The organism is Chitinophaga sp. Cy-1792, assembly GCF_011752935.1.
Taxonomy (GTDB): domain Bacteria; phylum Bacteroidota; class Bacteroidia; order Chitinophagales; family Chitinophagaceae; genus Chitinophaga.
In genome coordinates, this window is record NZ_VWWO01000002.1 from 1,457,743 (window position 1) to 1,473,221 (window position 15,479).

Genomic DNA, 15,479 nt, shown 5'->3' on the forward strand with positions numbered 1-15,479 from the left:
GACAGAAAAACTTTTTAAATAAACATGGACATCTTCTGGGAAAAAGTCGCCAAATACCATCCGCTGTCGGAAGAAAGCCGGCAGGCATGGGGGAAAATCATTACAAGGCGTACCTATAAACGTCATGAAACCCTGGTAGCGGAAGGGCAGGTGCCCCGTGTGGTAGCATTTGTGGAACAAGGGCTGTTTTCGCAGTATTATACCGCCCCCAATGGTGATATCGTTATCAAGCGCTTTTTCCCGGAGACGTACCTGGCAGCTTCTGTAAGTGCATTGCTGGTGCATGGTCCCAGCCAGTTTACGATCCGTGCACTGGAAAAAACTACGGTGCTGGAGTATAATTTCGATGAATTTAAAAAGCTGACGACGCTCTACAAGGATATGGCCGCGTTATATATCCGCTATCTCGAGCTTCATTGGGTGCTGGAAAAAGAACCACAGGAAATATCCCTGCGTTATGATACGGCGAAAAGCCGCTATGTCGCTTTCCTGGAGCAGTTTCCCGCACTGGAACATCGCCTGAAGCAACATGAAATCGCTTCCTATCTGGGTATTACGCCTACGCAACTGAGCCGGATACGTGCTGAGCTGTAATTTTTTTGAAGTATCAACATATGTAAATGTTTTTGAGATCTTCCTGTCCGAATTTTGTTTTCATAAAACATACAGCTTATGAAAAAGACAGATTACCTGGAAGATCAACTCATCAATCAGGCTACCGTCTTCCATCCTGGCGAGGGCGAACGCCTGGAGCTCGCCGGTGCTTCCTTTACCTTTAAAGTGACCAGTGAGATGTCCAACAACCAGCTGGGCATATATGAGATCAAACTGCCACCGCATACCGTTGGAGCCCGGCTCCATTACCATCGTTTTATGGATGAAACCTTTATTGCACAGAAAGGAATACTGACGGTTTATGCAGGCGGGGAAATACATCACCTCGAACCGGGATCAGTGGCCTATGTGCCACGTTTTACCCCACATGGCTTTGCCAACGATACAAATGAGGAAGTGGTGCTCACACTTATCTTCAATCCGGCAGAGAAAAGAGAAGGTTTCTTCCGGGGAATGGTGGATATTCTCAGCGAGCAACCTGTAGACCCGAATAAATTTCTGAAGCTCTATAATAAGTACGATAGTTTTCCGGTAGATGTCAATAATGTTTTGCCCGGAAAATGAGTACAGGTAAGGAAAGAGCCGCGATGCAGTCTGATAGGTTGTGTCGCGGTTTTTTATGCCACACAACTAATCCCGGTCAATAATAGTTATCTGTTTATTAGTTATTTTTAGATAATAAAGCGATAACTATGGCTTACGATAGCAAGCTGGCAGATCGTGTCAGGGAATATTTAAGTAAGATCCCCGGGCTGAAGCTGGAGGAGAAGATGATGTTCGGAGGACTGGCCTTTATGATCAATGGCAAGATGTGTGTTAATGTTTCGAGAGACCAGCTGATGTGCCGGTTTGATCCTGCCATGACAGAAGAGCTGTCGCTCAGACTTGGTTATGAGCCCATGATCATGAACGGTAAGGAGTATAAAGGCTATTGCTATGTGGACCCGATCGGGTTTAAAAGAAAGGATGATTTTGAATTCTGGCTGCAGTGTTGTCTGGATTTTAATAGCCAGGCTAAATCTTCCAAAACGAAGAGTACAAAGAAAAAGTAACCCTGTGCTTATCCTGACTAGATCTCAAAGACCAATATCTCTCTGTATTACCTCTATGATATTGGCATATTGCGGTATTTCCTTCCCACTGAGTCAATTTTACCATTCATGTAAAGTTTTTTAGCTTTTTTGAGTTAATGCTTTCGATTGCAAAGCCAATTTTATATTTTGGAGGAAGCAATCAAAATCCACGCGATGAATCACAATAACTCAAGAAGGAGCTTTCTGAAGCATGCGGCGCTGGCCACCCTGGCCACTGCTACTCCCGGCCTGCTGATGGCCGCAGCGAAGCCATATACCCGCAAAATCGGGCCCAATGAAAAAGTAAATATCGCCTTCATCGGTATAGGTAACAGGGGTGGAGAGATCGCCCAGGCCCTTTATAAAACAGGGTTGGCAAACGTGGTGGCCCTCTGCGATGTAGATATGGGTGCACCGCATACCCTGGAAGTAATGAAAATGTTCCCGGACGTACCTCGGTTCCAGGACTTCCGCCAGCTATTCGATAAAATGGGTAGCAAAATAGATGCAGTATCTATTGGTGTACCTGATTTCTCCCATTTCCCGATTACTATGATGGCTATTGGTCTTGGTAAGCACGTATATGTGGAGAAGCCGATGGCACGTACCTTCAATGAGGTAGAGCTGATGATGAAGGCTGCCCGCAAAAATCCTAAAGTGGTGACCCAAATGGGTAACCAGGGACATTCTGAAGCCAATTATTTCCAGTTTAAAGCCTGGAAAGATGCTGGCATTATTAAAGATGTAACGGCTATCACCGCCCATATGAACTCACCGCGGCGCTGGCATGGCTGGGATCCAAATATTACCGCCTTCCCGCCTGCAGAACAGGCGCCTGCTACCCTCGACTGGAATATCTGGCAGATGACCACACAGGGACATTCCTATAACAAGGATTTTGTAAACGGGCAATGGCGCTGCTGGTTCGATTTCGGCATGGGCGCACTGGGCGACTGGGGCGCACATATCATTGATACGGCCCACCAGTTCCTGGATCTTGGCTTACCATACGAAGTTGATCCGGTGAAACTTACCGGCCATAATAATTTCTTCTATCCGATGTCGTCTACGCTGGCATTTAAATTCCCTAAAAGAGGAAATATGCCTGCCCTGGATATCACCTGGTACGACGGCGTAGACAACCTGCCGCCAATTCCTGCAGGTTACGGCGTACAGGGACTGGACCCTAATATTCCACCTCCAAGTAACGGACCTATCGCGCCATCCAAGCTGAATCCGGGTAAGATCATTTACAGCAAGGAACTGACGTTTAAAGGCGGCTCCCATGGCAGCACGCTGTCTATCATTCCGGAAGAGAAAGCAAAAGAAATGGCGGGTAAACTGCCGGAAGTGCCGCAGAGTCCTTCCAACCACTTTAAGAACTTCCTGCTGGCTTGTAAAGGAGAGGAGCAGACAAGATCTCCGTTTGCTATTGCAGGGCCACTCAGCCAGGTATTTTGTCTGGGTGTACTGGCGCAGTGGACAGGTGAGAAAATACAGTTCGATCGTGAGAAGAAAATCATTACCAATAGCAAGCATGCCAATGAACTGCTGGTTGGTCCTCCACCAAGGAAGGGCTGGGAGCAATACTATAAAGTTTAAGGAAAGGGGGCCAGGCCCCCTTTTTTATTATATATTGTAGGAATGTCTATCCAACAAAATTTATAATAAATCACCATGGAATCATTTGCAGATGATGTGTAAAAAAGCTGCCTGCTCCTACTTTATCAGTAACTGCTTTTACAATGATAGCTGCTCCTTCCGGGATTTCCAGCATAGCAGCGGCAGTGCCCATCTCTGTTTTTACCCAGCCGGGACTAACGGCATATACGGAGATATTCGTTTCGCGGAGTGCTTCCTGCAGGTAGATGGTTATTAAATTGACAAGTGTTTTTGAACTGTTATACCCAAACTTTTTTACGTGATAAACAGGCGATGAAGTTGCTGCCTGCAGTTGAATGCTGCCAAGTTCACTGCTGAGATTAATGATACGGCCCTGAAGGCTTTTCATCAACAATGGCAGCATGGCTTTTGTAAGCTCCAGGGTTCCCCATACATTAATATCATAAATAGCTTTGAATTCAGCTACATCTCCGCTGAGAAGAGTATTTGACTCTCGTTCTGATCTATGGGTATTGACAACATTGGTGACAGCTGCATTATTAATCAGCACATCCAGTTGGCCGTACTGGTTGTTAATCCATGCATATGCTGCCTGTACCTGTTTCGGATCACTGATATCGAGGGGGATAAATGCGGGGCTTAGTCCTTCCTGTTGTAGTTGTTGGAGGGCTTCATTTCCTTTATGGCTGTCACGGCAGGAGAGGATAACAGTAAACCCTTTTTTAAGTAGTTGCCTGGCCGTTTCCAGGCCGAGTCCGCGATTGGCGCCGGTAATAAGTATAATTTCAGATGAGGACATATCCATGTTTTTATGCCTCAAATCTCTCCCAAATCCCAACAGGTAAAATTGTCTTTGGGCAAGAAAAGGTATTCATTTAGTGTATACGTGCACGTAGTCTGCTTAAAGAAGTAGGGGTTACGCCAATATACGATGCCAGGTGCTTCAGAGAGATGCGCTGCATGTATTCCTCCTGTTTCATTAGCCGGTCATATCGCTCCTGTGGCGTGTCCAGTAAAAGGAAAGTTGCCCTGCACATGCTGCTGACCAGTAGCTTCTCCATCAATTTACGACCGAATTCCTGGAACCCAGGTATATCGCTGTATAATTGCTGGAGATGTTCGTGGGTAATGCTGTATACTTCACTTCTTTCCAGCGACTGAATATAATACCTGGAAGGCTGCCGGGTAAGGAAACTGGTGGGTTCGGTTATTACCGTGTTTTCAAATACAATCCAGGTGGTAATATCCTGTTCTTTCTCTGTTATTGCATATACACGAAAACAGCCGGCGGCAATAAAGGAAATAGTATCGGCAACCTGCCCCTTCCGCAGGAGGATAGTATCTTTTTCTATTACCTGGTAAGAAAAACAGGAGATTATCTGCTCCAGTTCGTCTGCAGGGATATCGGTGTAGCTGGAAATAAAATCGCTGATATGCTGCATGGGAAATATTAGTGCTATTATTTTTTAGCAAGATAAAGACCATTTTTAGATAATTTACCAACTTTGACAGCGCAAACCAGGATCTGTATGAATGAGCTTATCAAGATTTATAAAGTAGATATTACGGAGGCACAAAAAATCGCGGGCCAGATTAATGAGCCGCATATACATCGTTATGAGGAGCTGCTAATAGGCACTCAGGGGCAACTTGAGCATTTTATAGACTTTGAAACCGCTCTGATAGATGCTCCCTTCGTATGCTTTATTACAAAGGGTAAGACGCACCGGGCCAAACCCAAACTTAAAAATGGCCGTTGTGAAATATGGGTTATCAGGTTTCAGAGCGAGTTTATTGCCGGTACTACCTTCCAGTTGTATTCTTCGTTCCATAATAATGCAAACTTCACCATGAAAACGGATAACTGTTTTGAGCGGATGGATGTTTTATGCAGATTAATGTATGAGGAATATAGCCAGCCGGGATATGATTTTTCTGTGCTGAGGCAGCTATTAATGGCGCTTTTTGCCATTATTGAGTCTGAGCGGAATAAGCAGCAACTGAATACCGGCGAATCCAAAAGAATCCAGTGTGCTACCTTCCGGAATTTCCTCCAGTTGCTGGAAACCCATTATAAGGAGGCCCATGATGTGAGTTTTTATGCAGAAAAGCTATTTATGAGTGTACGTAATCTCAACCTGATCTGCCAGGCGGTTCTGCAACAGAGCCTTTCGGAAATTATAGAGACGCGGAAGCTGACGGAAGCCAAAAATCTCCTCATGACCTCGGAAATGACGGTCGCAGAGATCGGCTATGAGCTGGGCTTTAAGGAAAAGACCTATTTTACCCATACTTTCAAAAGAAGGACAGGACAAACCCCCACGGCATTCAGAAAAAAGATGGAAGAGCTGATTTCCTAAAAACATAACAGTTCTTCCGAATGTTATTACCGGCAGGATGACACAATGCAGGAAATTTGTGTTGGAAAATCATTCTTTTCTAACCTTTTAATACCCTAAGAATGCAAAAGTATCAAAACGAGACTGCCGAGCTGGAAGCACTGTATGCTTTAGCCAGAGAAGAACAGCAAACAACCAAAAAACAGTTTTTGATCTGGGCAGGTGGCGATGCCCCCAATCAGCAAGACCAGTTATACCACCAATTTAAAAACCGTTTTCCGGGAATTGATATTGAGATTATCGTCGATTTATCTAAATACCATGATTTAAAAGTTTACGAGCAACTCAATGATGGTTACCTGGAGGCAGATGTAGTGATGCTCCAGACGATGAATGATTTTGAGAACTGGAAGAAGATGGAAGTCCTGGAAGCGTTTAAGCCGGCCGGTTTTCAGCATATCAGGGAGGGATATTCAGATCCTGACGGATACTTTATGGGCGCCTTTATCTTCGCTTTTTTACCGCAATATGCAAAAGAAGGAGTGGGTTTTGTACCTAAAACCTATCAGGATTTTCTGACGCCGATTTTTAAAGATAAACTGGTATTAACCCCTCCGCATGACGATGATGCGGTGCTGTATGTCTTTGATCACATTATTCAGAAATACGGTGTAAAATTTCTGCAGGAACTGAAAAAGCAAAATCCGGTTTTTGTGCGTGGAACAGCTGCGCCGGCAGCTTTGGTAGGACAAAAAGGATTTTTAGGGAATATCGTCGGTTACCCGACCTACCCTGATCAGCCTTCACAATCATTTATCCCGGAAGATGATTTCTTTATCACCTGGCCACAAAGAGCGGCCATGTTTAAACTGACAGAGAACAAAGCCGCTGCCCGACTGTTTCTGGCATATCTGGCAAGTTATGAATTCCAATCCGGAAGGGGCTCCTGGTCTACCCGTACCGATGTTACGGAGCTGGGTGGCTTACAGCCAATTCAGCACTATAAAAATACAGATCCCCTTGACTTTATTAAATGGATGAGAAACCGCAATCACATCCATGAATTACGTTCCCTGTTCACGGAAATATTTGGAAAAGTAGAAGGGGAGTCGCCATTGAAAGATCCGAGCCTGATGAGGGTATATTACAATACGTTGTAAAGACATGGAAAGTCCCGGGGAAATAATGGCGGTTCAGTTGATGGACCGCCATTGTTGTTTATGCGATGGATTGCAAGAAATATCTTTTTTTCTTATAATTAAAGCATATTAATAAATACATTCAGTTTTTTTAAAGATTGTTTTTTGCCCAGTCTTCAATCCATCGGTACTCTTTTTCCTCACCACGTACAGTATGAATATGTAGATGAAATAATGTATAATGAATCCGATAACATTCCAACCGCTCTTTTAAATTGATTTCCATTTCATGCGATCCGTTCAGTTCTTTCCAGATCCCGAAGTAATCCGGATTCGAATCATACGACCAGGGCTCGTTTAGGTGTATCAGATCGTAAAGAGGATCTCCATATAACATTTCCGCCCAATCCAGTACAGCTGTAACGCAATGGTCTTTGCCTATTAAAAGGTTGTCAAATCCGAAATCACCATGAAGCAAATATTTCTGATCCGGCAGATATGGAAAAAAGGCGCTCATTTTTTTAATTAGATGTTCAAAGAGGGGAGCGTTCAGCCATGATTTTTCTGCTAAAGTTTGCCAGGTAACATTCATTTTGCTATTATGAAATGACAACAGAAATTCCTGCCAGCTATTGAAGATCCCGATACCATTTTCATTTATATATCCCCATCCCGTTGATGTGCCTATATCTACCTGATGGATATTAATCAATTGCCGGATAGTAAGTTTTGACAAGAGCAGTTTGTCCTCCGGACCAGCCATTTCCATTGCACTGTCAGAGGTGATTCCTTCAATAAATTGCGAAATACAATAAAAAATTGTGTCGTTGTAATTCCCTATTTCTAAAATAGCAGGTATTGAAATACGGGGTGGCTGGTTAAAGTGAGTAAAAGCAAATTCATCCTTTCTAAAATCCCTTTGATGCTTACTGAAACGGATTATATACTCCTTATCCTGGGAGCTGAAATAGAATGCATTTGACCACCAACCATCCGCAATATGTTTAACCAGACCAACATTTTTCAATTTTTTATTCAAAAAGGCCTGCACTTCTGATAATTGTAAGCTCATTATTTTTTCAATTGATGAATATAGGTGTTTCCGTTATCCCACGAAGTCTATGCCAATTTATGTTTCTGATTAAATTATTTTAACTCACCCAAAGCTATTTGCCAATGTATTGTTGTACATCATGCTCATTTACCTACGACCTTTTTTCGATGTTGAATTCCCCATTGGATCATTTCATCAACCATGGGTTTGAGGCTGTAGCTATAGGGGGTAACTGTATACTCTACTGTTATGGGGTAAGTGTCGTATACGTTTCGGGTAATAAGTTTGTTGGCTTCCAGCTCCTTTAATTCTTTGGATAACATCCTGGTGGTGATCCCTTCTACACTGCGTTCCAGGTCCCGGAACTTTTTGCAGCCATTATACATTGACATCAGGATAGGTAGCTTCCATTTTCCACTGATGACATACAGGGTATCCTGGATGTACTTTATTTTTTCAGCTATGGGCATTTCCTTTTTAATAGACATGCAATAGTGTTTATTAATGAATTAGTAATTCGGATATAGTCATTTTTTATACCAATGAATTGTTGCTGTTTGAACAGCGCCATTTCATTATACGCTCATATATGGTGATATACTTTAGTATACCGGTATATAATGTATATCAAATGTACCATAAATTTGATCTATCAAAAAATCAGATTTATGACAACAACAATTTTTAAAAATGGCATGATTGGAATAGCACTGTTATATTGCTCGCAGGTGTGGGCCCGGCAATCCGGTGATGGGATTGCTGTTGTAGCTACGGCAAATCATGTGGGTCTGGCTGTTCGTGATTTAGATGCTGAAAAGGCCTGGTATGAAAAAGCATTTGATATGACTGTAGAACAGCATTTCGATCTTCCTGCTGCAAAAGTGAGAACGGTCCTGTTGCGTGCGAAAAATGGCCTTGGAATTGAATTGATTGAACGCCAGGGCGCAAGCCGGCCCAAGGACTTCTCTGATCCGCTGGATGCCTCCGCTACTTTGGGGTATGGACATTGGGCACTGACGGTGGGGGATGTAGATACTGCTTTTAGCAGACTGATAGCAGTGGGTGCATCTCAGGTCTCGGCCCCTGGTCCTGCAGTACAACCTGGTTCCAGGTTCGCCTATGTGAAAGACCCTGAAGGCAACCTGATCGAACTTATTCAATTATCTCCTAAAAAGTAATATGATGTTAGGTAAAACAGTCCTGATCACCGGAGCCAGTTCCGGTATCGGAAAATATACGGCTATTGCGTTGGCCAGGCAAGGTGCGACAGTCATCCTTCATGGAAGGGATCACGGACGGGTTGATCAGGTACGGCGCCAGGTCCTGGCTGAATGCGGTCATCGGAACGTTGATATATTGATTGGAGATTTGTCTCTGATGAGTGATACGGTGAAAATGGCCACAGACTTCAGGTCCCGGTACGACCACCTGGATGTGCTCATCAACAATGCCGGGGCCATGATGGGGAGGGAGCGCGAGGAGACTGCCGAAGGTCTGGAATGTACTTTTGCTATTAATTTGATGGGCCCCTGGCTGCTAACCAATCTGCTACTTGATTTGCTGAAAGAAAGCTCTTCGGCCCGGATAGTGAATGTATCTTCTTCTGCTCACCGCCAGGATGCCAGGCCGGATTTCAATGATTTGCAGAGCCATAGAAATTATGCGCCGTTAACTGCTTATGGCAACGCTAAACTATACCTGATCCTTGCTTCGCAATGGTTATCCAGGAAGCTGGTGGAGGATAAGTATCAGCATATAACGGTTAATACACTGCACCCGGGAGCGGTGGCGACCAATTTCTCCCGGCAAAGCGACCTGGGTTTCGTTCTTAAAGGGATGATGAAGCTGGCCCGCAGATTCTTTAAAACGGCCGAGCAAGGTGCTGAAACACTGATCTACCTGGCCAGTGCCCCGGAGGTTCAGGGGATTACCGGGCATTACTTCGTGGATAAGAAGATGGCTGTCGTGAACAAGAAATACGATTCGATTACAAATGAGCAGATCGTATGGGATTATTGCGAACATTTAACCGGTGTCCGGTACTAAGTCTGCCAGCGCCCTTTTCTTTCTTCCCGGGCATAGGTTTTTTAAGCCACTAAACGCTTTATTGGTAATACTTTGCTAGAAAAAGGATACATTTTTTTATGTATCCATTCAGATTCGTTTTGTGTGATTTACCTTTTGTTGGTAAAAACGGAAAAGCCGTCCCTACTCAGTAGAGACGGCTTTAGTTTCCTTTGATATTCCTGTTGTGATCCCGTCGGAGCTGGATATTTGGCTATCTCATCTCCAACTGAAACTAAAACTTTGTATAGCTGATGACGGTATTATGCGCAACGCCTATATAGGCTACATTTCCAAACTGCCTGGTAGGGTAGCGATCTTCATCATAGGTATAACTAATGCCAGCAGTGGCGGTGCCAATCAAATTAACCCCCCAATATTCTACAGATACTCTGGGATTGTTTTTTGAATACATGGGTAATCTTACATTATTCATAAATGGTAATATACCGTTTGTGTAATAGGTAGGATAATCATCGTACACGTAATCTTCCTTATAATAAGTTACATAAGCGCCCGTATTACTGTCCAGGCTATCTGATTTGAAGTTGACAACATTTCCGTTGCTATCATATGTTCCTGTTTGTTTCTCGAACAAATACATTTTGCCACCGGCATTGCGCTTGTACGTGTATATTCTTTGTGGCTGGGTTTTATCATCGTAAAATAATGAGTCTACCTGAAAAATTTGATTGGAGACATCCATCCACTTTATTGCGGAAATTCTGTTTGCTGCGTTATACTCAATTGCTTTGGTGTATAGCTGTGCACCGTGGCTTGATCCGTTAATACCGGTTAACTTTCCATTTGTATAAATAGCATCATTTTGATATTGAAGATCAAAACCATCCTTAAACATTGTTCCCGACATTACATGTTTAAGAGAATCATAGGAGAATAAATATTCTTCTGTTGTGGCATTATTGGAGCCATACTGATAGGCAATGGTACTTACATATTTTTGCTTATCGTCAGGTGTATCGCCTTTGTCTTTTTTACTGCAACTACTCAAACAGAGCATAGCGACAACACATGATAAGATGCTATACTGCATTCCTGGCATTTTCATAGGTTATAAGTCTTTATTTTTTTTGTGGGCGCTAATATAGGTACTTATTGAATAAGTATTAATCAAAAGAATGGTATGTTTTTTTTGATAGCTTGAAATGGCCTGCTGGCCATGACCCGGCAGCAGCGTAGTTACTAAAAGGAAGGACAAGGCGGGTAAATCAACCTGTCAAGCAAAATGGAAATGCGGTACAGTATTCATTATTTTAACTCACGACATCGTTCAATGCCTGGAAGATATTTAACGGGTATTCTGCCAGCCGATTACATAAATAGAGATACCACTCTTTTCCATATACGAAATATAATTTGGTAGGATATCCTTCTGCTTTTAATTTTTCCAGTTGGGGTGTCTGTATACCATACAGGCTCTCGAATTCATAGCGGCTTTTGTCCGGATTGTATTGATGAATCAGCTCTTTTGCTCTTTGTTGTATTTTATCATGGTGGGTAGCAATTGAACAGAGGTGGCCGGCAGTGAATAATTGAGCAACATAGTCAAGGTATACTTCATCTAATTGTTCTCCTCTGGGCATAGATAGATGGGGCGCGGTTTCAAATGCACCTTTTACGATCCTGATGCGGCCGGGCTCTTTCAACAGTTCAGTGAAATCTTCTTTTGACCTGTAAAGATAGGCCTGCAGTGTTATGCCCACGTTGGGGTATTCCTTCACGGCCCGTTTATAGGTCTTTATAATGGCATCCGTCCGGTCTGTCCCTTCCGCGCTAATGATGACCTCTGTTGTATGTTGGGCGGTCTGTGAACATATTGCCATCAGGTTGTCAAAACACAGCTCTTCCGAAACAGCCAGTCCGATATGGGAGAGGTCAAGAGAAACCGTGGAATGAAGATTTTGTTGGCGGATCTCCTGCGCAATCTTAATAAATTCATCGGTGGCCTGGATAGCCTCCTGTTCATTCCTGGTGCTTTCGCCCATAAATTCAATGGAACATTTAAATCCTTGTTGGTTCTGTTGAACCACCTTGGCAATAGTTTCTTCCATGTTTTCACCACCAATATATCGGTCAGCTGCTTTTTTCAATACATTAAATAAGACGTCATTCCCTAACAGAAATTCCTTGGCACGTTCATCTAACGCAGCTTTTTTCAGCGCTGCCGAGCCTATACTTAATAAGTGGTCCATAGATTTTTTGTATTTTATTAATGAGATTTAATGGTATTATTTGAGAAACCGGAGTGTCCTTTTCACTAATGTCCATAGCAATTTAATAAACGAAGCGTATAAATTTTCATATACTTCTTCAAATCCTGGTAAAATAAAATTATCCGATGGTATTCCCCCATTATCCAGGAACCGTGAAAGATTAAGCGTGGATAACAGTTCACCGGCTCAATATGGCGACCCGCCTGAAATTAAAGAGGAACAACAATGGTAACATCAAAATTTAGCACATTATCCCTACATTCGCTACTCCGGTTCGGCTTATTTGTAAAATCCTATAGAGACTGGCATATTACCCAATCATTACTACCTAAATTATAGTGTAATAAAGAAAAGTATGTCATACGTGTGCTTTCAAACTTTCCGTGCGTCCACTGGAATATTGAAAGTCCCAATGGTCACCGTTCCGCATTTAACCGATTAAACCAGAAGAAAAAAAATGTATGGGTAATTATATTCTTGCGTTAGGAAGGGATCTTGATCCGACTGTCCCTGTTTTGAAAGCCGCTCACATTTCCGATTTGGATAATGCGGAGTTAATGACCTATAAAAAAGTACTGCAGATTAATGATAATTTACCCGAATCATCGTTGATGGCTGTGGCGGAAGCAATGCACAACTACCCTCATTTGAAGTTAACTTTTTATAGTCATGCAGATATTTCCAGGATAGACTGGCGTATCTTTTCCCACGTCCGGTATCTGTCAATCGGCGGGATCGGTAATTGGAAAGATATCGATTTTTTGGAGCAGATGCCATTGCTGGAATCATTGGATTTAGTGGCGCCATTAAAATGTACGGCTTCTCTGTTACCAATAGCGAATCTCTCCTGCTTGAAACGACTTAGTCTAAACGGCATACAAAAAGACGTAAATAAAATTGTCTGGTCAAATGGCCTGGATTCATTGGGTGTATGCGTTGGGAAGTTAAAGGATGCTGCATTTTTGACTAACATACCGTATATAAAGAATCTAAATATGGGCGCCACACAGTTACCGGATTATAAAGTAATATCAGACATAGCGGAGTTGAGCGTTCTGAATTTGAATGCCATGAATGGTTTTGGGGAAGAAGCGGCTGTTAGTTTACAGCAACTCCGGGCCTTGAAGCTGCTGAATATATCCATGTGCGCCAAACTCAAGTCAATTGACTTTGTGGCTGGTTTACAACAATTGAAGAAATTACGCCTGAGCAGTATGAGAATAGCTACCTTTCATCCATTGGGCCAGCATGAAACATTACAGGTCGTCTCCACAGATGCTGAAGCACCAACAGATAAATCTTTAAAAGGGCTCTATCATATACCATCGCTGTATATCGGTGGACGTTTCCCGAAGGAAGAAATCGCAACATTCCGGGCTGGATTTACAGGTAAGGATGCTTTTATTGGTGGCGTGCGGCTAAAAGGAGGATTGGAGGCAAATAGTTTCATATATAATTCCAGCGATGTGATAGATGTGTGATAGGTAAAGGAAAGGGGGCCATGCAGGCGTAAATTGGTAATACCGAAAGCTGCCAACGAACGCTCCGGCTTTCAATACAGTCATCGCGAATCAGTCAACTGACCTGATGGTGTTACCGAAGATGTGTTGTATTATGTTCTTGAACTATAGCTATCAGTAGTAATAAAAAGTTCACTCTTTAGATCAACGCAATGATTTAAACGCTTTGCGAAGTTCTGCCGTAAGTAATTGTGGTTGCTCCTATATATATGATTTAATAACTAAAATGGAGATATAAAAAAACCGCTCATAAGAGCGGTTTTCCCATTTGAGGAATTCATTAATCAGAGATTATCAACTTTAGCCTCTATCACAGCTTGAATGTTTGCCGGAACTGCTGACAGGAGGTCATATCCTGTTGCCGCCTCTATTGCATCCACTGAGGTTCTGTAAGTTTTCCAGTCAGTATTCAAGGTATTTATATTCGGCGTATTTACTGCAATTACCCGGGTAGAGCTGGAAATTCTGGCGAGGTCGCCATTTCCATTTGGCAGTACCACTACCACCTTCCAAACATTACTTGGCACGGTAACATTTCCATTGTTGATTGTATTTGCGCTTCCATTTGAACCTGTTCCTCCGGTACCATAGCTTCCCATGATCACATATGCCTCATTACCGGCAGTAACCAGAGAGCGAACGTAATTTTCCATGTTCGCCCACGTCTGTTGGTTGTTTTGGGGCGCCTGAGGTATCATATTACTCATAAGGAAAGTGGCGCTATTGGCATCAACTGTAGAAGTTCTGTCTGCTGAAGGACAATTGTGCCCCCTATCAAAGCCACTACCAGAATAGGAGTTGGCGCCAACTTGATACCAGCCTGAAGGTAATGTTGCATCTGCCCTGAAATTATCCTGCCTGGCAGCGCTTCCAAGATCAGCTGAAGCAATATGCCAGCTTACCCAATTAGGCTCACCTCGTACACTATTGTATGATTCGATATAATATTTCTGATCCTTCAGGTAGTTCTGCGTTAAAACGATGCTGGGCTGTGCATTGGAAGGGTTGCCCAGTAACAGATTACTATCGTCAGCACTTGTAGTGTCCGTATCTCCAGTAGTTACGATTACATCATCGATGTTAATACGATTCGAGCCACCCGATATTTTCCGTATAGACAATCTGTAACTGCCTGCAATATTTACTGTAAAGGTGGCAATTTGCAATGAAGATGAACTTGTGGTGATGGTGCCTCCTGTCTGGGTATACGTTGATCCTCCATCGGTACTTACCCATAGCTGCCAGGTACTACTTCCATCACTACCATAAACAGCATGTGAGACTTTAATGGTTTGAGCGCCGCCAGCGGCATTGAAATTCATGGAAATTTGTCCGGTATTTCTAATTCTTACAGAAGCAACCCCATTCCTGGGATCAGATGATGTGTTTCCAATTAAAGCATCATCAAAATACCAACTGCCAGATGTAAGGCTCACATTTGCCGCTGCATAAGCTGATTTGCTACCGGTTTCGAATGATTCACTTAAGGTAGTAATGCTTTCTGTTCTTGCAATATTAGTTGTGACCTGGTTAGATTGCGGCTGTATAACTGTATCTTTCTGACATGATGCCAGGGAAATGATTACAAGTGTTGCCAGTAGTACAAATTTAGTGCTCATAGTTTTGTTTTTGAAAGCACCTAAACTATCAGTAATAAGTGTAGTTTTTATCGCAGTAATAAATTCTTAATCTAGAAATCATATTGCATGCAAATAACTACAATAATGTTAGTGCCTATTTAGGACTATTACACTGGGGAGATAGAAGAAAACAGCTATTTCAGCAGCGGGATCACAGCAAAAAGGCGACTTTAAGTCG

Annotated in this window: 16 protein-coding genes; 9 read left to right on the forward strand and 7 right to left on the reverse strand. The window is 42.9% G+C overall.

The features are described 5' to 3' along the window. The first annotated feature begins 24 nt into the window (after positions 1-24). The 4 genes from F3J22_RS20140 (at position 25) to F3J22_RS20155 (ending at position 3,290) form a co-directional block, all read left to right on the forward strand. Positions 25-594: a Crp/Fnr family transcriptional regulator gene (locus F3J22_RS20140; RefSeq protein WP_205195447.1), complete on the forward strand. Its 570-nt coding sequence runs from the start codon at positions 25-27 to the stop codon at positions 592-594. A gap of 78 nt (positions 595-672) precedes the next feature. Further along, entirely contained in the window at positions 673-1,179 is a 507-nt protein-coding gene (locus tag F3J22_RS20145; RefSeq protein ID WP_167019736.1) for a cupin domain-containing protein, read from the forward strand. A 128-nt stretch (positions 1,180-1,307) separates the two neighbouring features. After that, complete coding sequence (locus F3J22_RS20150; protein WP_167019737.1) at positions 1,308-1,667, forward strand: TfoX/Sxy family protein; 360 nt, start codon at positions 1,308-1,310, stop codon at positions 1,665-1,667. 195 nt (positions 1,668-1,862) lie between these two features. Continuing rightward, positions 1,863-3,290: a Gfo/Idh/MocA family protein gene (locus F3J22_RS20155; protein WP_167019738.1), complete on the forward strand. Its 1,428-nt coding sequence runs from the start codon at positions 1,863-1,865 to the stop codon at positions 3,288-3,290. A gap of 70 nt (positions 3,291-3,360) precedes the next feature. Here F3J22_RS20155 and F3J22_RS20160 read toward each other — a convergent pair whose 3' ends face one another. Both F3J22_RS20160 and F3J22_RS20165 read right to left on the reverse strand, forming a co-directional pair. Then, positions 3,361-4,110, reverse strand: coding sequence for an SDR family NAD(P)-dependent oxidoreductase (locus F3J22_RS20160; protein WP_167019739.1), 750 nt, complete (start codon positions 4,108-4,110; stop codon positions 3,361-3,363). A gap of 76 nt (positions 4,111-4,186) precedes the next feature. Next, the gene (locus tag F3J22_RS20165; RefSeq protein WP_167019740.1) at positions 4,187-4,753 is read right to left on the reverse strand and encodes a Crp/Fnr family transcriptional regulator; all 567 of its coding nucleotides are present in this window, start codon (positions 4,751-4,753) and stop codon (positions 4,187-4,189) included. A gap of 87 nt (positions 4,754-4,840) precedes the next feature. On the opposite strand from F3J22_RS20165, the gene F3J22_RS20170 reads away from it, so the two are divergent. Beyond that, a complete protein-coding gene (locus F3J22_RS20170) occupies positions 4,841-5,671 on the forward strand; it encodes a helix-turn-helix transcriptional regulator (RefSeq protein ID WP_167019741.1) in 831 nt (276 codons plus the stop codon). 101 nt (positions 5,672-5,772) lie between these two features. Beyond that, positions 5,773-6,810 carry an ABC transporter substrate-binding protein gene (locus tag F3J22_RS20175; RefSeq protein ID WP_167019742.1) on the forward strand — a complete coding sequence of 346 codons (1,038 nt, stop codon included), beginning with the start codon at positions 5,773-5,775 and terminating at the stop codon, positions 6,808-6,810. A gap of 130 nt (positions 6,811-6,940) precedes the next feature. Here the strand turns inward: F3J22_RS20175 and F3J22_RS20180 are convergent, their stop codons facing one another. Continuing rightward, positions 6,941-7,861: a phosphotransferase family protein gene (locus tag F3J22_RS20180; RefSeq protein WP_167019743.1), complete on the reverse strand. Its 921-nt coding sequence runs from the start codon at positions 7,859-7,861 to the stop codon at positions 6,941-6,943. A 125-nt stretch (positions 7,862-7,986) separates the two neighbouring features. Beyond that, positions 7,987-8,331 carry a helix-turn-helix domain-containing protein gene (locus F3J22_RS20185; RefSeq protein WP_167019744.1) on the reverse strand — a complete coding sequence of 115 codons (345 nt, stop codon included), beginning with the start codon at positions 8,329-8,331 and terminating at the stop codon, positions 7,987-7,989. Positions 8,332-8,511: 180 nt separating this feature from the next. Between F3J22_RS20185 and F3J22_RS20190 the strand changes: the two genes are divergently transcribed. Further along, positions 8,512-9,021: a VOC family protein gene (locus tag F3J22_RS20190; RefSeq protein ID WP_205195454.1), complete on the forward strand. Its 510-nt coding sequence runs from the start codon at positions 8,512-8,514 to the stop codon at positions 9,019-9,021. 4 nt (positions 9,022-9,025) lie between these two features. Beyond that, positions 9,026-9,889: an SDR family NAD(P)-dependent oxidoreductase gene (locus F3J22_RS20195; RefSeq protein WP_167019745.1), complete on the forward strand. Its 864-nt coding sequence runs from the start codon at positions 9,026-9,028 to the stop codon at positions 9,887-9,889. 253 nt (positions 9,890-10,142) lie between these two features. Here F3J22_RS20195 and F3J22_RS20200 read toward each other — a convergent pair whose 3' ends face one another. Both F3J22_RS20200 and F3J22_RS20205 read right to left on the reverse strand, forming a co-directional pair. Next, positions 10,143-10,976, reverse strand: coding sequence for a hypothetical protein (locus F3J22_RS20200; protein ID WP_167019746.1), 834 nt, complete (start codon positions 10,974-10,976; stop codon positions 10,143-10,145). A gap of 205 nt (positions 10,977-11,181) precedes the next feature. Next, positions 11,182-12,120, reverse strand: a complete 939-nt coding sequence (locus F3J22_RS20205) for a proline dehydrogenase family protein (protein ID WP_167019747.1) — start codon at positions 12,118-12,120, stop codon at positions 11,182-11,184. A 482-nt stretch (positions 12,121-12,602) separates the two neighbouring features. Here F3J22_RS20205 and F3J22_RS20210 point away from each other — a divergent pair, with 482 nt between their 5' ends. After that, positions 12,603-13,622, forward strand: a complete 1,020-nt coding sequence (locus F3J22_RS20210; RefSeq protein WP_167019748.1) for a hypothetical protein — start codon at positions 12,603-12,605, stop codon at positions 13,620-13,622. A 323-nt stretch (positions 13,623-13,945) separates the two neighbouring features. On the opposite strand, the gene F3J22_RS20215 is transcribed toward F3J22_RS20210, so the two are convergent. Next, positions 13,946-15,280 carry a DNA/RNA non-specific endonuclease gene (locus tag F3J22_RS20215; RefSeq protein WP_167019749.1) on the reverse strand — a complete coding sequence of 445 codons (1,335 nt, stop codon included), beginning with the start codon at positions 15,278-15,280 and terminating at the stop codon, positions 13,946-13,948. Positions 15,281-15,479: the final 199 nt, after the last annotated feature.

Bases quoted from the DNA above. Each gene is read 5' to 3' on its own strand.
- F3J22_RS20185 (WP_167019744.1), bottom strand. From the start codon at position 8,331: ATGTCTATTAAAAAGGAAATGCCCATAGCTGAAAAAATAAAGTACATC.
- F3J22_RS20140 (WP_205195447.1), top strand. From the start codon at position 25: ATGGACATCTTCTGGGAAAAAGTCGCCAAATACCATCCGCTGTCGGAA.
- F3J22_RS20180 (WP_167019743.1), bottom strand. From the start codon at position 7,861: ATGAGCTTACAATTATCAGAAGTGCAGGCCTTTTTGAATAAAAAATTG.
- F3J22_RS20200 (WP_167019746.1), bottom strand. From the start codon at position 10,976: ATGAAAATGCCAGGAATGCAGTATAGCATCTTATCATGTGTTGTCGCT.
- F3J22_RS20160 (WP_167019739.1), bottom strand. From the start codon at position 4,110: ATGTCCTCATCTGAAATTATACTTATTACCGGCGCCAATCGCGGACTC.
- F3J22_RS20155 (WP_167019738.1), top strand. From the start codon at position 1,863: ATGAATCACAATAACTCAAGAAGGAGCTTTCTGAAGCATGCGGCGCTG.
- F3J22_RS20205 (WP_167019747.1), bottom strand. From the start codon at position 12,120: ATGGACCACTTATTAAGTATAGGCTCGGCAGCGCTGAAAAAAGCTGCG.
- F3J22_RS20195 (WP_167019745.1), top strand. From the start codon at position 9,026: ATGTTAGGTAAAACAGTCCTGATCACCGGAGCCAGTTCCGGTATCGGA.
- F3J22_RS20145 (WP_167019736.1), top strand. From the start codon at position 673: ATGAAAAAGACAGATTACCTGGAAGATCAACTCATCAATCAGGCTACC.
- F3J22_RS20175 (WP_167019742.1), top strand. From the start codon at position 5,773: ATGCAAAAGTATCAAAACGAGACTGCCGAGCTGGAAGCACTGTATGCT.
- F3J22_RS20215 (WP_167019749.1), bottom strand. From the start codon at position 15,280: ATGAGCACTAAATTTGTACTACTGGCAACACTTGTAATCATTTCCCTG.
- F3J22_RS20170 (WP_167019741.1), top strand. From the start codon at position 4,841: ATGAATGAGCTTATCAAGATTTATAAAGTAGATATTACGGAGGCACAA.
- F3J22_RS20165 (WP_167019740.1), bottom strand. From the start codon at position 4,753: ATGCAGCATATCAGCGATTTTATTTCCAGCTACACCGATATCCCTGCA.
- F3J22_RS20150 (WP_167019737.1), top strand. From the start codon at position 1,308: ATGGCTTACGATAGCAAGCTGGCAGATCGTGTCAGGGAATATTTAAGT.
- F3J22_RS20210 (WP_167019748.1), top strand. From the start codon at position 12,603: ATGGGTAATTATATTCTTGCGTTAGGAAGGGATCTTGATCCGACTGTC.
- F3J22_RS20190 (WP_205195454.1), top strand. From the start codon at position 8,512: ATGACAACAACAATTTTTAAAAATGGCATGATTGGAATAGCACTGTTA.